Annotated in this window: 19 protein-coding genes; 14 read left to right on the top strand and 5 right to left on the bottom strand. The window is 37.9% G+C overall.

Features of this window, described 5'->3' with window-relative positions:
• Positions 1–53: 53 nt before the first annotated feature.
• Both VZD24_RS14345 and dnaA read right to left on the bottom strand, forming a co-directional pair.
• On the bottom strand, positions 54–488 hold the full coding sequence (locus VZD24_RS14345; protein WP_342688001.1) for a low molecular weight protein-tyrosine-phosphatase: 435 nt from the start codon (positions 486–488) through the stop codon (positions 54–56).
• Between the two features lie 128 nt (positions 489–616).
• Positions 617–2,044 (bottom strand): chromosomal replication initiator protein DnaA, encoded by a 1,428-nt coding sequence (gene dnaA / locus VZD24_RS14340; protein WP_279448651.1) that lies wholly within the window; start codon positions 2,042–2,044, stop codon positions 617–619.
• 203 nt (positions 2,045–2,247) lie between these two features.
• On the opposite strand from dnaA, the gene VZD24_RS14335 reads away from it, so the two are divergent.
• Positions 2,248–2,649, top strand: a complete 402-nt coding sequence (locus VZD24_RS14335) for an acyl-CoA thioesterase (protein ID WP_342687989.1) — start codon at positions 2,248–2,250, stop codon at positions 2,647–2,649.
• Here VZD24_RS14335 and VZD24_RS14330 read toward each other — a convergent pair whose 3' ends face one another.
• From VZD24_RS14330 to ribD, 3 genes are read right to left on the bottom strand one after another with little or no spacing between them, the layout of a single operon-like run.
• Entirely contained in the window at positions 2,650–3,267 is a 618-nt protein-coding gene (locus tag VZD24_RS14330) for an IMPACT family protein (protein WP_342687990.1), read from the bottom strand.
• Between the two features lie 25 nt (positions 3,268–3,292).
• Entirely contained in the window at positions 3,293–4,165 is an 873-nt protein-coding gene (locus VZD24_RS14325; protein ID WP_342687991.1) for an EamA/RhaT family transporter, read from the bottom strand.
• Positions 4,162–5,211: a bifunctional diaminohydroxyphosphoribosylaminopyrimidine deaminase/5-amino-6-(5-phosphoribosylamino)uracil reductase RibD gene (ribD, locus tag VZD24_RS14320; protein ID WP_342687993.1), complete on the bottom strand. Its 1,050-nt coding sequence runs from the start codon at positions 5,209–5,211 to the stop codon at positions 4,162–4,164. The genes VZD24_RS14325 and ribD overlap by 4 nt, the downstream gene beginning before the upstream one ends.
• A 28-nt stretch (positions 5,212–5,239) precedes the next feature.
• On the opposite strand from ribD, the gene VZD24_RS14315 reads away from it, so the two are divergent.
• The 13 genes from VZD24_RS14315 to VZD24_RS14255 all read left to right on the top strand — a co-directional run.
• Positions 5,240–5,725 carry a GNAT family N-acetyltransferase gene (locus VZD24_RS14315; RefSeq protein ID WP_342687994.1) on the top strand — a complete coding sequence of 162 codons (486 nt, stop codon included), beginning with the start codon at positions 5,240–5,242 and terminating at the stop codon, positions 5,723–5,725.
• A gap of 64 nt (positions 5,726–5,789) precedes the next feature.
• Entirely contained in the window at positions 5,790–6,641 is an 852-nt protein-coding gene (gene prmC / locus VZD24_RS14310; protein WP_342687995.1) for a peptide chain release factor N(5)-glutamine methyltransferase, read from the top strand.
• A 68-nt stretch (positions 6,642–6,709) separates the two neighbouring features.
• On the top strand, positions 6,710–7,300 hold the full coding sequence (locus tag VZD24_RS14305) for an LOG family protein (protein ID WP_279448644.1): 591 nt from the start codon (positions 6,710–6,712) through the stop codon (positions 7,298–7,300).
• Positions 7,301–7,353: 53 nt separating this feature from the next.
• Entirely contained in the window at positions 7,354–9,351 is a 1,998-nt protein-coding gene (gene ligA, locus VZD24_RS14300; RefSeq protein WP_342687996.1) for an NAD-dependent DNA ligase LigA, read from the top strand.
• A 52-nt stretch (positions 9,352–9,403) separates the two neighbouring features.
• Entirely contained in the window at positions 9,404–9,919 is a 516-nt protein-coding gene (locus VZD24_RS14295; protein WP_279448642.1) for a DUF6913 domain-containing protein, read from the top strand.
• A 104-nt stretch (positions 9,920–10,023) separates the two neighbouring features.
• Entirely contained in the window at positions 10,024–10,899 is an 876-nt protein-coding gene (gene dapA / locus VZD24_RS14290; protein WP_342687997.1) for a 4-hydroxy-tetrahydrodipicolinate synthase, read from the top strand.
• A 137-nt stretch (positions 10,900–11,036) separates the two neighbouring features.
• Positions 11,037–11,846 carry an outer membrane protein assembly factor BamD gene (locus tag VZD24_RS14285; protein WP_279448640.1) on the top strand — a complete coding sequence of 270 codons (810 nt, stop codon included), beginning with the start codon at positions 11,037–11,039 and terminating at the stop codon, positions 11,844–11,846.
• 11 nt (positions 11,847–11,857) lie between these two features.
• The gene (locus tag VZD24_RS14280; protein WP_279448639.1) at positions 11,858–12,190 is read left to right on the top strand and encodes a DNA-directed RNA polymerase subunit omega; all 333 of its coding nucleotides are present in this window, start codon (positions 11,858–11,860) and stop codon (positions 12,188–12,190) included.
• 79 nt (positions 12,191–12,269) lie between these two features.
• Complete coding sequence (coaBC, locus tag VZD24_RS14275) at positions 12,270–13,493, top strand: bifunctional phosphopantothenoylcysteine decarboxylase/phosphopantothenate--cysteine ligase CoaBC (RefSeq protein ID WP_279448637.1); 1,224 nt, start codon at positions 12,270–12,272, stop codon at positions 13,491–13,493.
• Positions 13,486–14,376: a type IX secretion system protein PorD gene (gene porD / locus VZD24_RS14270; RefSeq protein ID WP_279448635.1), complete on the top strand. Its 891-nt coding sequence runs from the start codon at positions 13,486–13,488 to the stop codon at positions 14,374–14,376. Before coaBC ends, porD begins: the two co-directional genes overlap by 8 nt.
• Before the next feature lie 144 nt (positions 14,377–14,520).
• Positions 14,521–16,173 carry a DNA repair protein RecN gene (recN, locus tag VZD24_RS14265; RefSeq protein ID WP_279448634.1) on the top strand — a complete coding sequence of 551 codons (1,653 nt, stop codon included), beginning with the start codon at positions 14,521–14,523 and terminating at the stop codon, positions 16,171–16,173.
• 71 nt (positions 16,174–16,244) lie between these two features.
• Positions 16,245–17,063, top strand: coding sequence for an enoyl-ACP reductase FabI (locus VZD24_RS14260; protein WP_342687998.1), 819 nt, complete (start codon positions 16,245–16,247; stop codon positions 17,061–17,063).
• Between the two features lie 149 nt (positions 17,064–17,212).
• The coding region (locus VZD24_RS14255) for a choice-of-anchor J domain-containing protein (protein WP_342688000.1) at positions 17,213–19,342 on the top strand (2,130 nt) is incomplete at its 3' end.

Genomic DNA, 19,342 nt, shown 5'->3' with positions numbered 1-19,342 from the left:
AGCTAATTTTTTTAGTGATGTATTAAATATAAGAAAATCAGCCGTAAATAGGATTAAAACCTTTGGGCAATTTGCGTGCAAGCTTCATCGAGCATTTTATACACATTTTCAAATCCGGAATCTCCGCCAAAATATGGGTCGGGAACATCTACATTTTCGTTGGGGAAAATTTCATCGAGAATCAATTTTACTTTTTGGCGATGCGCGTCGGTTTTAGCAAGAGCTAAAACATCATCTTTATTGCTGTTGTCCATAACGTAAATTAAATCGAATTCATCAAAATCCTTTACATTAAATTGTCTTCCGCGTTGTTGGGTAATATCAATATTGTATTTTTTTCCTACCGCAATACTTCTTTTATCTGGCGTATCGCCCACGTGCCAATGTCCTGTTCCGGCAGAATCTACGTGTACTTTTGAAGTGTCTATCTTCGACTTTAAAATTCCCTCGGCCAAGGGCGAACGGCAAATATTGCCAAGACAGACCATAAGGATTTTGTGTTTTTTCAAAACTGAATTGTAGTTTAGAAGTTAGTATAATTTAAAAATTTATAGAAAAAATTGAATCGTAAACCTGAGTGCACGCTCATCGGAGGAGCGGAGCAATTCAATAATAATTAAAGTGTCAATTTTTTACTTAAATCTTCTACGTATTTTCGAAATTGCTTATCGGTACTTGAGAGGTTATCAACCGTTTTACAAGCGTGTAGAACCGTAGCGTGATCACGTTGCCCAATTTGCGAACCAATGGAGGCAAGGGAGGCTTTTGTAAATTTCTTCGCAAAAAACATGGCCAATTGTCGGGCTTGTACAATGTGTCTTTTTCGTGTTTTTGATTGCAGTGTATCTACATCCATTTGGAAATAATCACTCACTACTTTTTGAATGTAGTCTATAGAAACTTCGCGTTTGGTGTGTTTTACATAGTTATCTACTATTTTCCGGGCGAGTTCTATTGTAATTTCCTTTTTGTTGAAGGAGGAGTGGGCAATCAACGAAATTATGGCGCCTTCCAGTTCGCGAATATTGGTCTTTATGTTATTGGCCAAAAACTCTATAATATCGTCGGGCATTTCTACCCCGTCGCGATACAGTTTGTTTTTTATAATGGCAACCCGGGTATCGTAATCTGGGTGATTTAATTCGGCTGAAAGTCCCCATTTAAAACGCGAGAGCAGTCGTTGCTCTATGTCAATCATATCAACGGGAGCTTTGTCGCTGGTTAATATAACTTGCTTGCCATTTTGGTGTAAGTGATTGAAAATATGAAAGAAAACATCCTGTGTGCCTGCTTTTCCAGAAAGCAATTGTATATCGTCCACAATCAACACATCTATAATTTGATAGAAGTGAATAAAATCGTTACGGTTGTTCTTTTTAACCGATTCAATATATTGTTGCGTAAACTTTTCAGCAGAAATATAGAGTACGGTTTTTTCGGGATATTTATCTTTTATATCTACTCCAATCGCGTGCCCCAAATGGGTTTTTCCTAATCCAACGCCTCCAAAAATAAGTAAAGGGTTAAATGAAGTTCCGCCAGGTTTGTTGGCAACAGCCAGTCCGGCCGAGCGGGCCAAACGGTTAGATTCGCCTTCCAGAAAACTTTCAAAATTATAATTTGGATTGAGTTGCGATTCGATTTTTACATTGCGAATACCGGGAATAACAAATGGATTTTTAAGCTCTGGGCTTTTGTTCTTTACCGGTACATCTATTTCTTGCGATTGTAGGTTACTTCGGTTGGCACTCGGTATTTTTTCAGTAAAGGGTTGTTTGTTGCCATAGGTGTTTTCCATTCTAATAATGTACACCAATTTGGCAGTGGAACCTAATTCTTTAGTAAGTGCTACTTTTAAGATTTTAACATAGTGTTCTTCAAGCCATTCGTAAAAAAACTTGCTTGGCACTTGAATGCTCAGGGCATTGTCCGTTAGCTTAACCGCTTTAATTGGCTCGAACCAAGTTTTAAAAGCCTGCGAAGTGATGTTATCTTCGATAAAAGCCAAACAATTGTTCCAAACCGATTCCGCAGTTTTGCTCATAGTTAAAATTTCTGTTTTTTTGTTTTAAAAAGTATGGCCAAAAAATAGGGGATGGAGTATTTCCGGGCTATTTATTAACAATGCAAATATGTGAACAAAAAAGTTATAAAAAAAACCACTTTGGGGTTGAATTATTAGTTTTTTTTCGCCATACTTGACTTTCGATAAAACTACAAAAAACTTTCTTTAAACAGTACATAATTTTGAAGAAAACATTTACAGATATTAGAGTACGGTATGGTGAAACCGACCAAATGGGTGTGGTGTATTACGGTAACTATGCACAATACCTAGAACAAGGCAGAACCGAATGGTTGCGAGCCCTTGGTTTTAGCTATAAATGGATGGAAGCCAACAATGTACATCTTCCTGTAGTGCATTTAAATATAGATTATAAACGCCCTGCCTATTACGACGATATAATAACCGTAAAGACAACTTTGAAGCAAATTCCTACAGTAAAAATTGAGTTTGAGTACGAAATGTATAATCAATCCAAACAACTGTTGGTTACGGCAACCACAATTTTGGTTTTTGTAAATAGCACTACCAAAAAGCTAATGAAAGCTCCCGATTATTTACTTGAAAAATTAAAAGAAGATTAATTAATCCGTTAATTGTTTGATGGTTACTTTGTACGTATTTTTAAATAGCTCAAAAATACGTTCCGCATCTTTTTTCCGAACTGCAATTTCAAATTCACAACTAAGCTCCATTTTTTGATTTATCAATTTTAAATCTTCATCTTTTATAATTCGCATTACGGTATTCATTTCGGGGTATTCAAATTTTATCACATAGGATTCGTCGATGGTTCTTTTTAAAATTTTGCAAGTTTCCAAAGCCATTTGCGCAGTAGTTTTATACGCTTGGATTAATCCGCCCACCCCCAATTTTGTGCCGCCAAAATATCGCACAACCACAACCAGAATATTTGTAACATCAAAAGACTGTAATTGGCCGTAAATAGGCATACCTGCACTGTTAGAAGGTTCGCCGTCGTCGTTTGCGCGGTAGTGTTCGTACCCTTTGCCCAACTGCCATGCGTAGCACCAGTGTCGGGCGCTGTGATGCTGTTTTTTGAGCGCGTCAAGGTGTTCCTTTATATTTTCTTCCGAAGTAACAGGAAACGCATATCCAAAAAACTTACTTCCTTTTTCTTTAAAAAGTACTTCTTTGGAGGGTTTTAAAATGGTTTTATATGTATCTTTTTCACTATCCAAACATTTCAATTTTTTATATAGAAAGCTACAGTTTTTCTGAGGTTATTAAAATAATGCTGAGCACCGCCAATACTATTCCTATCCAGTTTTTGAACAATAATTTTTCTTTAAAAAACAGAATTCCTATTAAGGTTGAAATCATTACAATTGCTACGTTGTTAATGGTAAAAACGCCCGAACTGTCAAAAATACCACTGCGCAGCGCCTGCACCAAAAAATAAATGGAAAAATAATTGGGAATTCCCAATGCTATTCCGCCGAGAACATTTTTAAATTGAAACCTAAATTTTCCGCGAATTGCCTGATAGGCCAAAATTGCGAAACCGATTGCGCCAGACATCGCATATATTGTGGCCGAAAATATAGGAATGTCGTTTTCGGCTATAAATTCGCCTTCTAAATATTTAATAGTTGTGTCTATAATGCCGCTTCCCAAGAAAACCAAAATAGGAAATATAAAATTTGAGCGTTTTATTTTTATTCCGTCTTTCGTTTTTATGGAAGATAAATACACGGCGATCAACGCGAGAACAATGCCTGTAATTTTTAAAAAACCCAAACTTTCATTGTAATAAATAAGTCCGAAAAGAATGGGGATTGCAACACTCATTTTTGTGGCCACCGAAACCACTGAAAGTCCACTACGCTGTGTTGTAACAGCCATTAAATTGAAAACGGTAATAAAAAGCGCACCCAAAATCAAGGCGAATGGAAACCAAGTATAACTTGGTATTTCAGCAAAAGCTACCGTATTTTTCTGAAAGACAATTCCGCAAATACAAGCTGTTACATAATTAAAAACAATGCCGTGCAGGGTATTAATTTTAAATTTTGAAAATAGCTTAAAAACCACAAAAATCATTGTGGACGAAAGAATGCTTAGAGCCAGTGCTATCAAGAGTGAGGGTTTTTAAAGATGTATAGCATGTTGTTTGTGATTTTATGTTCAGAAATTATTTCACCCGTAAAAACAGGTGCTTTTACACCTTCGATAAATGCGTTATTTCCTTTAAATACAAACGCCTCATCCCATAAATTGGCATCAATAAAAGTTTGAAGCGTTTTTGCGCCACCTTCAATAATAACCGATTGAATATTTTTTTGGAATAGCACAGCGCAAATTTGCTGCGGGATTTCTTTGGAGAAATCAATCTTTTCAAAAACTACATTTTCCAAATTTTCACTGTCTTTTTCACTAAAAACAATAGTTTTTGAATTTGCGTCAAAAACAGATGCGTCCCTCGAAATTTTTAACTGCCTATCCAGCACGATCCGTGTTGGGTTTTCACCCGCCCAATCCCTAACCGTTAGTGATGGATTGTCCTGCAGGACGGTATTTGTTCCCACTAAAATTGCTTGTTCCTCGCTTCGCATATTATGAACGAGTTGCCTAGAAAATTCATTGGTAATCCAAACGGGTTTTGTTTCCTTTCGGGTGGTTGCTTTTGGTGCTATAAAACCATCTGCAGTCTGCGCCCATTTTAAAATAATATACGGTCTTTTTTTTTGGTGAAATGTAAAAAATCGTTTGTTCAACAAATTACATTTATCTTCTAAAACCCCTACAATTACTTGGCAACCGGCTTCGATTAATTTTTTTATGCCGCGGCCAGCTACTTGTGGATTAGGGTCTAAACTGCCAATTACCACTTTTTTAATTCCGCTGTTAACTATTAAATCTGCGCAGGGCGGAGTTTTCCCAAAATGACTACAAGGCTCTAAACTTACGTATATGGTGGCTTGGTTTAAATAATTGGTTTGGCGTACGCCCGAAATAGCATTTACTTCGGCGTGCGGCTGGCCCGCTTTGTAGTGCCAACCCTCGCCAATAATTGTTTTGTTATAAACAATTACGCTGCCCACCAACGGATTGGGATAGGTAGTGCCAAGCCCATTTTTGGCTAGCTGAATACAACGCATCATATATTTTTCGTGTATCTTCACCGCGTAAAAATACAAGGATTTAATTAGAATGAACACACCAATTATTCGCCTTATTGAAAAGCAGGACAATCTGCAAATTGCCAAGGTTATACGCAGTGTTTTAATAGATTTTAATGTTCCAAAAGTAGGTACTGCGTATGCCGATGAAGCACTGGATTGTATGTTTGAAACCTACCAAAAACCAAAAACGGCATACTTTGTAATTGAAGAGAACAATACAATAATTGGTGGTGCAGGCATAGCCAAATTAGACAATTATGATGGAAACATTTGTGAACTCCAAAAAATGTATTTCTTGCCCGTTGCCCGCGGTAAGGGTCTTGGCGCGCAAATGATGGAGTTTTGTTTGGCAAAAGCACGCGAATTTGGGTATGAAAAAATTTACCTTGAAACAATGGAATATATGTCGCACGCCCAAAAACTTTACAAACAAGCTGGGTTTAGCTATATTGAAGGTGCATTGGGAAACACGGGCCATTACTCGTGCCCCGTGCATATGATTAAAACATTGTAAGTGGAAAATAAGCAATACTTAAATTTACACTGAGCGCCGTCGAGGTACTAATGACCAATATAATTTGAAAATTACAGAGCTAAAAAATTATTTTAAAAATTCAATTTCAGAATTATATCCTGCGGAAGAAGTATTGTCGTTTTTCAATATACTTTCCGAAGAATACCTCAAGCTCTCCCGATTGGAGATTGCTTTAAATCCGCAAAGGAAAATTTCAGAAAATGCTGTAGAAAAATTTCAACAGGCGATACTTCGACTAAAGAATCATGAACCTATTCAGTACATTGTTGGCGAGACCGAATTTTTCGGACTGCCCTTTATCGTTAACCGCCACACCTTAATTCCACGTCCCGAAACCGAGGAATTGGTAGCTTGGATATTGAACGAAGCTTCTATGTTAAAAAGAGGCGCAAAAATGTATTTAGACATAGGTGCGGGCACAGGTTGTATTGCAATTTCGCTTGCTAAAAACCTGTTAGATTCGCAGGTTTCTGCTTTAGATATTTCCGAAGAAGCATTAATAGTGGCACGTAAAAATGCCGAAAGAAATAAAGTGACGATAGATTTTTTTCAAAGAGATGTTTTAACGACCGAAACTCTTCCGAAGCAATACGACGTAATAGTTTCAAATCCGCCGTATGTACGCGAGTTGGAAAAAAAACAGATGCAGGAAAACGTTTTAAAATATGAACCCGAAAGAGCTTTATATGTTTCGGATGCAGATCCGTTACTGTTTTATAAAGCTATTGTGAAGCTGGCAAAAAACTATTTAAAACCAAATGGAAAACTTTTTTTCGAGATTAATGAGTACCTTAGTGAAGAATTATCTGAACTTTTACTGACCGAAGGTGCCAAAAATATTAAAGTGAAAAAAGACATCTTCGGAAAGGATCGAATGATTAAATGTGTGTTTTAATTTGTTGTAAAATACAGTTTATCAGCAAATTGCGTTAAAGCTAACAAATATTTCTAAAGAAAAGCTCTATGAACAAACTCGACAAAATTTGTGTTTTTTGCGGAAGTAGCGATGGTAACGATCTAGCAATAACCGATGCTGCGAAAAATTTGGGTGAAATTTTTGCTAAACGCAGTATTACTTTGGTTTACGGTGCCGCAAAAATAGGGGTGATGGGAATACTTGCAAAAAGTGTTTTAAAAAATGGCGGAAAGGTAGTCGGGATAATACCTAGCTTTTTAAAGAAAAAAGAAGTTGTTCATTTAGGGCTTACCGAGCTAATTACCACCAAAAATATGCACGAGCGAAAACTGAAAATGCAAGAAGAAAGCGACGGTTTTATCGCACTTCCCGGCGGTATGGGCACGCTCGAGGAACTTTTTGAAATTATTACCTGGCTCCAACTGGGCTTACATCAAAAACCAATTGGGCTACTGAATATTAACGGGTTTTATAACGATTTAATAAAAATGCTCGAAACCATGGTCCGCAAAGGCTTTTTGTCTATGGATAATTACAACTTGCTTCTGGTAGATACCAATCCGGTGAATCTTATAAAAAAAATGAAGGAATTTAAACGTCCCGACGTGCCTAAATGGCTGAATGAAGAAAGGGCATAAAAAAACCTCATAGGTGTTTATAACCTCTACTGTTTAAATTTTATATTTGTTGCATGAACATCGAACAGCAAATAACCACGCTTCGCAACCAACTTCGCGAACATAATTATAATTATTACGTTTTAGATAATCCCACCATTTCGGACTTCGAATTTGATCAAAAACTAAAACAACTTCAAGAATTAGAAAAGGCGCATCCCGAATTTTATGATGCCAATTCGCCAACACTTCGGGTTGGGGGAGCGGTAACAAAAAACTTTGAAACTGTGCCCCACACCTACAGAATGTATTCTTTAGATAATTCGTATTCAAAAGAAGATTTGGAAGACTGGGAAAAACGCATTGAAAAAACTGTTGATGGCAGGGTAGAATTTACCTGCGAACTAAAGTACGATGGGGCTTCCATTAGTTTAACATACGAAAACGGAAAATTGTTAAAAGCCGTTACGCGCGGCGATGGTTTTCAGGGCGATGATGTTACTGCAAACGTAAAAACCATACGCTCCATACCGCTACAGTTAAAGGGCGATTACCCACCATTGTTTGATATTCGCGGCGAAATTGTGTTGCCCTTTGAAGGGTTTGCAAAAATGAATGCTGAAAGAGTAGCATTAGGCGATGAACCCTACCGAAACCCGCGAAATACGGCCTCGGGCAGTTTAAAATTGCAGGATAGCGCCGAAGTTGCAAAACGCCCATTAGATTGTCTTTTATATAGTATTACGGGCGAAAGGCTCTCAATTAAAACACAATTTGAAAGTTTGGAAAAAGCACGCCAATGGGGCTTTAAAGTCCCCGAAGCTGCCAAGCTGGCCAAAAACTTGGATGAGGTATTGGATTTTGTAAATTATTGGGATATTCACCGTCACCAATTGCCGTACGAGACTGATGGGGTAGTGGTAAAAGTAAACAATCTGCAACAGCAGGAAGAGCTTGGGTACACTGCCAAATCTCCAAGATGGGCTATGGCGTACAAATTTAAGGCCGAACGGGTTTCAACCGTATTAAACCAAATTACCTATCAGGTTGGCCGGACGGGTGCAATAACGCCCGTTGCAAATTTGGAACCTGTGGAATTGGCAGGAACAATTGTAAAACGCGCGTCGCTTCACAACGCAGATCAAATTGAAAAGCTCGATATTCGTGAAGGCGACACGGTTTTTGTTGAAAAAGGCGGCGAGATTATTCCAAAGATAATCGGGGTAGATTTTACTCAGCGCGACCCAAATACAAATCCTACAAATTATATAAACCAATGTCCCGAGTGCAGCACGCCTTTGGTTCGCAATGAAGGTGAAGCCCAGCATTATTGCCCAAATGCAGCTGGTTGTCCGCCGCAGATTATTGGGCGAATTCAACATTTTATTTCGCGGAAGGCGATGGATATTGAAGGTTTGGGTGGCGAAACTGTGGCGCTTTTAGTGAATAACGGTCTAATTAATAACTATGCAGATCTGTATCTTTTAAAAGCCGAACAGATAATTCCACTGGAACGAATGGCGCAAAAAAGTGCCGAAAATATTGTGACGGGAATTGAAGCTTCGAAACACATTCCTTTTGAACGAGTTCTTTTCGGACTGGGAATTCGTTACGTGGGTGAAACCGTAGCCAAAAAACTTGCAAAGCATTACAAAACAATTGATGCTTTAAAAAACGCTTCCGAAGAAGAATTGATAACTGTAGATGAAATTGGGGAACGCATAGCTCAAAGTGTAGTTTCATTTTTTGCTTCCGAAGAAAATATCGCTATCATTGAAAGACTGAAAAGTTACGGGGTGCAGCTGGAAATTTCAGCAGAAAAATTGGCTAATCAAACCGAAGTATTAAAAGGAAGCACCTTTGTAGTTTCCGGAATTTTTACAAAAGTTTCACGCAACGAATTAAAAAAATTGATTGAGGACAACGGAGGAAAGGTGTCCAGTTCCATTTCGTCTAAAACTAATTATGTGGTGGCGGGCGATAATATGGGGCCTAGTAAAAAAACAAAAGCTGAGAGTTTGGATATTTCAATAATATCTGAAGATGAATTTTTACATATGATTGCAAATTAAAGCGTTTTAAAGAATGAAAAAACTAATTTAAAGCTATAATTATTAACGTTCTATGTTACGAAAAGTAAAGCAGAATTCATTAAAAAAACATATCGAAAAAAACCTCTCTAAACGAGATTTTTCGAAGCGTAACGAACCTTTAAAAAGTTTGGGATTTGTAGTAGACGAAGCTTTTTATAATGATTTTGAAAAATTGTACGAGTTTGGAACATCGTTAGGCTTGCAACCTAAAGACGTAAAAATTTTCAGTTTTGTTGAAACTCGCAAAAAATTACCTTCGCTACGGCAAAATCAAATTACAAACAAGGAATTTACTTGGCGCGGCGAAATAAAAAGCAAAAACGCGCAAGAATTTTTAGAAGTGCCATTAGATGTTTTAATAGGTTTTTATCCCGGAAAACACGAGTATTTAAGTGCAATGGTAGTGCAGAGTAAGGCAAAATTCACCATTGGATTTAAAGGTGCGGACGAGCGGCTTTACGACTTGCTATTAGCGGTGGCTCCCGATAATTTAGACGATTTTAAAAGTGAAGTAATTAAATATTTGAAAATCTTTAAAAAGATTTAATGGATGCAGGAAGCTGGAAGTAGGAAGCTGGAAGTAGGAAGTGGAAAAAGTCAAATTTTAGAATCCATAAAAATAAAAGTATCAATAGTATCAAAATAAAAAATATGAAAGAATTAATTGGAACAGGCGTAGCGTTAATCACACCTTTTAAAAGCGACTTTTCAGTAGATGTGGAAGGGCTTAAAAATGTGGTAAATTACAATATTGAAAACGGAATTAATTACTTGGTAGTTTTAGGCACAACCGCTGAAAACGCAACGCTTTCAAAAGAAGAAAAGCAAGTTGTTATCGATACGGTAATTACGACAAATAACGGACGTTTACCTTTAGTTTTAGGAATTGGCGGTAACAACACGCAAGCAATTATTTCGGAAATGAAAACGCGCGATCTTTCGGCATTTACGGCTATTCTTTCGGTTTCGCCCTATTACAACAAACCTACGCAGGAAGGGATATATCAGCATTTTTCGGCCATTGCAAATGCGGCTCCTCTGCCAGTGATTTTATATAATGTTCCCGGCAGAACGGCTTCAAATATGCTCCCGGAAACGGTGATAAGATTGGCAAACGATTTCGAAAAAATTGTTGCAATAAAAGAAGCTGCGGGCGATATAGTTCAGGCAATGAAATTAATTGCCGGTTGTCCTAAAGACTTCTTAGTAATTTCTGGTGACGATATGATTACGCTCCCGATGATTCTTGCCGGCGGCGCTGGGGTTATTTCGGTAATTGGAGAGGGTTTTCCGGAACAATTTTCAAAAATGGTACAACTTGGTTTGCAGAAAAAGGTGGATGAGGCTTATGAAATTCACTATAAAATTGCCCCTGCAATAGATTATATATTCGCCGAAGGAAATCCTGCCGGAATCAAGGCGGTTTTTAAAAAGTTAGATATTTGTGGAGATACAGTTCGGCTTCCATTGGTAGGTGTTAGCGATGGTTTGCGATCTAAAATAGACGCTTTTGTTGAAAAGTTTTAATTTAGCACTTTTCCAATTAGAAGTTAAATATTTCAAAAGGCTTGCAAATAATAGCCTTCGGCGCAATATTTTAGCCAAATAATAAGTTTGTTCAATCATGTTTAATTCCCTATTTTTGCACGATGTTTTTTAAGCCCATGCGATTACCACTTTTCTTAATACTTTGTCTTACAATTCTTCTTTCGTCCTGTAGTGAATATCAGGAGGTATTGCGTAAAGACGATATGAGTAAAAAATATGTTTATGCCGATTCGCTTTACAGAATAGGTAAATACAAAAAGGGGCTAAAAATGATGGAGCAGTTAGTGCCCGCATACAGAGGTAAGCCACAGGGCGAGAAACTAATGTATATGTATGCCAATACGTACTACAATTTAGAAGATTACTATCTTGCTGGCTATCAATTTGAAAGATTTACCCAGGCGTACCCAATGAGCGATAGTATAGAAACTGCCTCATTTAAATCTGCGAAAAGCTTTTACCAGCTTTCTCCGAGATACTCTTTGGATCAAAAAGATACTTATAAAGGGTTGGAAAAATTGCAGGAATTTATAAACGAATATCCAAATTCTGAAAAACGAGCAGAGGCCAATACATTGGTGGCAGAGTTAAGAACGAAGTTGGAGAAGAAAGAATTTGAAGTTGCGAAACAATACCTGCGCGTTGAAGATTACAAAGCGGCAATTGAAGCTTTTGACAATTTTATAACAGATAATCCAGGTTCTATTTACAGAAAGGACGCCTTTTTCGGAAGGTTTGTTTCTGCTTATAAATTGGCCATAAACAGTATTCCTGTTTTGGTACAAGAACGTTTACGCGATGCAAAAGGACATTATAATAATTTTATAAAATACTATAAAGATTCAGACGTGGCTCCCCAGGCTTTAGAATATTATCAGGATATAGAGAGCAAGTTGATACCTTTAGAAACAGAACCCACTATTTAATTAATTTTACTATGGATATTAAAAATTCAGACGCACCCATCAATACAGTTACTTTAGACAAAAACTTAATTGATGCTCCAACAGAAAATATTTATGAGGCTATTTCAATTATTGCGAAAAGAGCCACACAAATAAACGGTGACATTAAGAAGGAACTTCTTGAAAAACTTGACGAGTTTGCTACATACAACGATAGTTTGGAAGAAATTTTTGAAAACAAAGAACAAATAGAGGTTTCAAAATTTTACGAAAGACTTCCAAAACCGCATGCATTGGCAGTGCAAGAATGGTTGGAAAACAAAATATACTACCGCAATACTGCTGACGAAGTAGTAGAGGAGTAAAGCCCCTTACTCTTAAAAAGGGATTTAGAGCGTTTATTTGATTACATGCAACTGATAACTGAAAACTGAAAACCGAAAGATGTCTGTTTTGAACGGGAAAAATATCTTGCTTGGCGTAACTGGCGGGATTGCCGCATACAAAACTGCTTTTTTGGTTCGGTTATTAGTAAAAAATGGAGCAAATGTAAAGGTGGTTATGACCGATGCTGCCAAAGAATTTGTTACTCCGCTTACCCTTGCCACACTTTCCAAAAATGAAGTGTTTTCATCATTTACAGATGAAAAAGATGAAGACAGTTTTAAAGAACCCAAATGGAACAATCACGTAGCATTGGCCCTTTGGGCCGATTTGTTTTTGATAGCACCCGCTACGGCAAATACACTTTCTAAAATGGCAAATGGCACTTGTAACAATCTCTTGTTAGCTTGTTACCTTTCTGCAAAATGCCCTGTGTATTACGCACCTGCTATGGATTTGGATATGTATAACCATCCTAGTACGGCGGCAACCTTTAAAAAATTGGATAGCTTTGGAAATATCCAGATTCCAGCAGCTTTTGGCGAACTTGCCAGCGGTTTGGTAGGGCAGGGAAGAATGGCAGAGCCTGATGAAATAGTATCCTTTTTGGAAAATGATTTGTTGAAAAAACTTCCCCTTCGCGGCAAAAAGTTTTTGATTACCGCCGGCCCAACTTATGAGGCTATTGACCCTGTTCGGTTCATTGGCAACCATTCCAGTGGAAAGATGGGTTACGCCATTGCCGAAACCGCTGCCGAGCTTGGCGCTGAGGTTGTTTTAATTTCGGGCCCTTCGGCATTAAAACTTGAAAACGATTTTATAAAGATCATCCGAGTTACTTCTGCGGAAGAAATGTACAATGCCGCGCACGAATATTTCAATAAAAGCGATGTTGCTATTTTGAGCGCCGCCGTAGCCGATTATCGCCCTGCGGATGTTGCTTCAGAAAAAATCAAAAAGAAAACCGGTGCATTGACACTTCAGCTTACAAAAACAAAGGATATTTTGGCTTCACTTGGCCAAATTAAGAAACAGCAATTTCTGGTTGGTTTTGCATTAGAAACTCAAAACGAAGAAGAAAATGCAAAATTGAAACTGAAAAAAAAGAATTTAGATTTAATTGTGTTAAATTCGCTTCGAGATGAAGGCGCAGGTTTTCAGGTGGACACAAATAAAATTACTTTTATAACAAAAGACAATAAAGTGCTTCCTTTTCCTGTTAAACCTAAAAAAGAAGTAGCCGAAGATATTTTAAAATATATTATAGAACAGACAAATGCGTAAAATTTTACTTTTCTTACTATGTGCTATCGCTGTGTTTTCTGCACAGGCCCAAGAACTTAATTGCACCGTTTCTATTGATGCCGAACAAACCGGACAACCAAATTTGCAAATTTTCCGAACCTTGGAAACCCAGTTGCGAGAGTTTGTTAACAATACTAAATGGACCGATAAAGAATACAAAAACCAAGAACGTATAGATTGTAATATGACGTTGGTCGTTAGTCAATACGATGGCGATTCTTTTACCGGTACATTGCAAATTCAGTCTTCACGGCCCGTTTTTCAATCTACTTACGACACTCCGGTTTATAATTATTTTGATAGGCAGGTAAAATTTAACTATAAAGAATTTGAACCCCTCTCTTTTAATATAAATAGTTTTGATTCTAACCTTGTTTCGGTAATTGCATATCATGTTTATACCGTTATAGGTTTAGATGCCGATACCTTTACATTAAATGGCGGAGCTCCTTATTTTGAAATTGCAAAACAGATAACAAATACAGCCGCTTCTAGCAATTACCAAGGTTGGAGAGCCACGGATGGCAATCAATCTAGATATCGTTACAACGATGCTTTATTGTCTTCGGTTTACAAGGAATTCCACGATGTAATGTATCAATATCACCGCGAGGGAATGGATATTATGGCTGCAGATCAAAAAGCTGCAAAACAAACAATTGCCGAAGCTATAAACAATCTTAAAGGAATTAATGACCGTCGTCCAAACTCTTTTTTAGTACGTACTTTTTTTGATGCCAAAAGCGATGAAATACAGGCTATCTTTAGTGGCGGCCCGCAGGTTGATATTACAAAACTTACAGAAAACCTAAATAGATTGGCACCTACAAAACGAAGCAATTGGGCCGAAATTAAATTTTAGTTTTAGCGAGATTGAACCAATTAGTATCTTTCCTTTAAATTTATAGGTTTAAAATAGATTCAGGATTTTTTATTCAAAAACCCAACTTTGAAATCTTAATTTTGAAAAATCTAGCGTCTCACGTCTAAAATCTAACATCTAAAAATGATAACCAGTCTTGCCATAAAAAACTATGCGCTTATTAAAGATATTCGCGTGGATTTAAGCGAGGGTTTAACCATTATAACTGGCGAAACGGGAGCGGGAAAATCTATTGTTTTAGGTGCTTTGTCGCTACTGTTGGGAAAACGCGCCGACTTAAGCAGTGTAAAGGACGCGTCTCTAAAATGTGTAATAGAAGGACACTTTAAAATAGCTAATTATCAACTGCAAGCTATTTTTGCAACGCTTGAGTTAGACTACGAAGCCCATACTATTATTAGGCGTGAAATATTGCCTAGCGGAAAAAGCAGGGCATTTGTTAACGATACGCCGGTTTCGTTAATACAACTACAAGCGTTGGCGCCATATTTGGTAGATGTGCATAGTCAACACGAAACATTAGAAGTTGTTTCAGAAACGTTCCAGATGGAAGTGATTGATGCACTTGCAGGCAATGCCGAAATGTTGCGAAAGTATCAATTGGAATTGGAGAAATATAAAAATATTTCGTCCCAACTTTCAGTTTTAAAACTTCAGAAGGAAAATGAATTAAAAGAATTGGATTACAACACTTTTCTTTTAAATGAATTAAAGCTTGCTGGTTTAGAAAAGCTCAATCAACAGGACTTAGAAAAAACCTATGAAACACTAAACAACGCAGAGGAAATACAACAAGCGTTGGCCAGTGTAAACAGCTTGTTTGAAACAGAACAGATAGGTGCAATACACACTGCAAAAGAAGCACGCATAGGCTTGGGGAAAATTAAGGAATTTTCAAAAACCTTTTCGGAATTCTGGCAACGCTTAAATAGCGTTATTATTGAACTGGAAGATATTTCAACAGATATATCCAAAACTGCAGAAACAATTGAAGCAGACCCCGAGATGCTTGCTGAAATTGATGAAAAGCTACAAATGCTTTATAAATTGCAGCAAAAACACACGGTTTCTACGGTTACCGAATTAATTGAAATAACCAATAATCTTGAGGAAAAGGTAAATACCACCCTAGGCCTGGACGAGCAGATAGCCCATTTAGAAAAGCAAAAAAATACTGTTCAGAAAACCGCTTTGGAAACTGCTGGTAAACTTCACCTAAAAAGAATGGAGGCAATACCGGAATTGAAGGAAAAGCTGGAAAAAACACTTTTTCCCCTCGGTTTGCCAAATGCCCGTTTTCAATTTGAACTTACTGCCTCAGAATCCTTTAAAACCAACGGGACAGATACATTGCAGTTGCTTTTTACCGCAAATAAAGGTTTGGCATTTGGACCCTTAAAAAAAGTGGCTTCTGGTGGCGAAATGAGTAGAATTATGCTAGCTGTAAAAGCTGTTTTGGCTGAATACAAAAAATTGCCAACTATTGTTTTTGATGAAATTGATACGGGTGTTTCAGGCGAAGTGGCGAATAAAATGGCGGCAATTATGAAAGAAATGAGCAATTCTATGCAGTTGATAAGCATTACGCACCTACCGCAAGTAGCGGCAAAAGGCGACCACCATATTAAGGTGTATAAAGACGATAGTGACGATATTACTGCAACCCATTTAAAAATTTTAGATAAGAACGAGCGCGTTCTTGAAATTGCACAGATGCTCGGTGGCAAAAATGTTTCGGAAGCCGCAATTGCAAATGCAAAGGAATTATTGAATTAAAATGTATCTTTACTCATTGGTTAAAAACTGAAAATAAAATAGAATTTATTCAACTATAAAATATTTAAAACATGTCGTATAACTTACTAAAAGGAAAACGGGGAATTATTTTTGGAGCATTGGACGCTAATTCCATTGCTTGGAAAACCGCAGAACGCGTTCACGAAGAAGGCGGTAGATTTGTGCTAACCAATGCGCCAATTGCATTGCGAATGGGACAAATAAACGAACTTGCCGAAAAAACAAACGCTGAAGTTATTCCTGCCGATGCTACGAGTATAGAAGATTTGGAAAACTTGGTTGCCAAAGCCACTGAAATTTTAGGAGGTAAATTAGATTTTGTATTGCACTCTATTGGCATGTCTGTAAATGTGCGTAAGGGCAATCATTATACCAATCAAAATTACGATTTTACCCACAAGGGGTGGGATATTTCTGCTGGATCTTTTCATAAAACAATGCAAGTTCTTTATCAAAAAGATGCAATGAACGAATGGGGAAGTATAATTGCTCTTACCTATATGGCATCGCAACGTGTTTTTCCGGATTATAACGATATGGCCGATAATAAGGCATATTTAGAAAGCATAGCTCGCAGTTTTGGTTATTTCTTTGGAAGAGATAAAAAAGTTCGAGTTAATACTATTTCACAATCGCCCACGCCTACAACTGCTGGGCAAGGTGTAAAAGGTTTTGACGGTTTTATTAGCTATGCCGATCAAATGTCGCCATTGGGTAATGCAACAGCATTAGATTGTGCCAATTATACAGTAGCTATGTTTAGCGACTTAACCAAGCGAGTAACACTTCAGAATTTATACAATGACGGAGGCTTTTCGAATATGGGAGTAAGCGATGGTGTGATGAAAGCTTTTGTGGAAGGCAACTAACAGTTGTACTAATTTATATATTAAATCCTGCACTATATTTTAATAAGGCAGGATTTTTTTTTGATGGGTAATTAATTAAGTGAATTTTTGATTTTTCGATGTAATTTTAACTATCTTTAAGGATATATTAACTAATCCTATTTATAACTATGAAAAAAATTACGATGTTAGTTTTTGTGCTGTTTGGTATTATAACTACCATGGAGGCACAATTTATTCAGCAAAACGCCACGGTTTACGGATCGCGGATCCCTGTTGTAGAAAATATGCAGCAGCCAACAACTGTACTACAAAACTTGGTACAATCGGCTACTTACGACCCTCAATCGGGCTATTATTTTGAGCAACGTGTACTAAACAATCAGAGTGTAGGGCAGAGAGGGCCTCAAGCAATATTGTTAGACGAAGGCTTTGACGACATTACTACCTTGCCAGGAGCAGGTTTTAGCTTTGTGAATGCAAGTGATGCAGTAGGTCTTACCGATTGGTTTCAGGGAAATGAAACTGTTTTTCCGGCACAATCTGGAGCTCCAACTGCTTATATTGGAGCAAATTTTAATAATACAGCTGGAAGTGTAATTAATAATTTTATGATAACTCCTATGCTTAATCTGGAAAATGGAGATGAAATTATTTTTTGGACACGCGTACCAACCGGTAGTGGTTTCCCAGATAGATTGGAAGTTAGAATAGACCCTACAGGAGCAAATACGGATCCAACAGGTCCTGCCGATGTGGGTTCATATACAGAATTATTATTAGAAATAAACCCTACATTAACAACTGGTGGATATCCTGAAGTTTGGACACAATTTACAGTGCCAATTACTGGACTTACCGGAGCAACTGATACCAGAGTTGCATTTAGATATTGGGTAACCGATGCAGGACCTGCCGGAAGCAATTCAGATTATATAGGTATTGATACGTTAACTATTGAAGAGGGTGCCGGAGGCGGCGGCGGTGTTTGTGGTACCCCAATTTTGGAGGTTAACCAAGATATAGACGACGCTTGTATGGCGAATATTTCACAAGGAGGTTTGGCACAGTCTTATATTGCGTTAGAAGCGCAATCTGCAGGTGCTGGCATTAAATTTAGAGATCCATCAACTGGATTAGATGTAGATTTGTCTTTATGGGATGGACTTCCGAATGCTGGAGGTACAATGCTTGCCAGCGGAACCACACAAACAGATGGAACAAATTGGGCCGATGTTTATTGGGATCCTGTAGTAGATTTAACAGTTGGTAATACATATTATATAGTTATCGAAGGCGACATAACATTGCCTTGTGTTGCAGGATCTCTGGTTGATCCATATCCTGATGGTAATGTATTTGCAAATCCTAATTACGATCCGTTTCCAGCTTATGATTATACTTTCAGAACTTATAGTTGCGATAGTGGCGGTGGTGGTAATAATTGGACCGTGACCGTAGAAGATACTGTTAATTTTGGTGATGAGGTATCTTGGGAATTGAGAGACAATCTGGGAGCTGTAATATTAAGTGGCGGTCCTTATGGTGCGCCACCTTATTCAGATACTCAAATGGTAACGACTTCAAATGAGCCATTAGAATTTTATATAGAGGCCATAGGAACATTTGGTGATAATACACCTACTTACACTGTTTCTTGTAGTGGTAATGTAATAATTACTGGTACAGTTGTTGGCGGTACGGACAATACCTTCCCTGGTCTCGTGTGTGGCGGAGGCGGTGGCTGCCCTATAGTTAGTGACTGTAATTTAATAGATGCAACGCCAGACGATGCAACAAGTCCGAATATTTGGGACAGACCGTTTGCCGATGGTACGTGCTGCTCAGGTTTAGGTCCTGTATCTTACGATGTATATGGCCCATTTACTGTTGATGTAACAGGTCTGTACACCGTGGATAGTGATCAAGACGGAGGCGCTTGGGACGGTTATATTTTCCTATATGAAACTTGTTTTGATCCCTTAGACCAAACAACAAACTTTGTTGCAGGTGATGATGACGGTCCAGGTGGATTGGGTACTTCTCAAATATTAGATGTTACTTTAACCGCAGGTACCGAATATTATTTAATCACTACTGGTTTTAGCGCTGGTGATTTTGGTGACTTTGAAAATACAATCACAGGGGTAGGTACAGTTTCTTGCGGTGGTCCTGTTTTAACCTACGATGATTGCGCTGGAGCGATCGCCCTATCTTGTGGCGACAGTGTTGTAGGTGAGACCCTAACCGCGACGGATTCTGGCGGTAACTCCGCACCGGATGTGTTCTATAAGTTCACG

The organism is Aequorivita flava (genome assembly GCF_038742595.1).
GTDB classification, from domain to species: Bacteria; Bacteroidota; Bacteroidia; order Flavobacteriales; family Flavobacteriaceae; genus Aequorivita; species Aequorivita marisscotiae.
The sequence above is the reverse complement of the archived record's forward strand: the minus strand, read 5'-3'. Positions and strand labels throughout refer to the sequence as shown.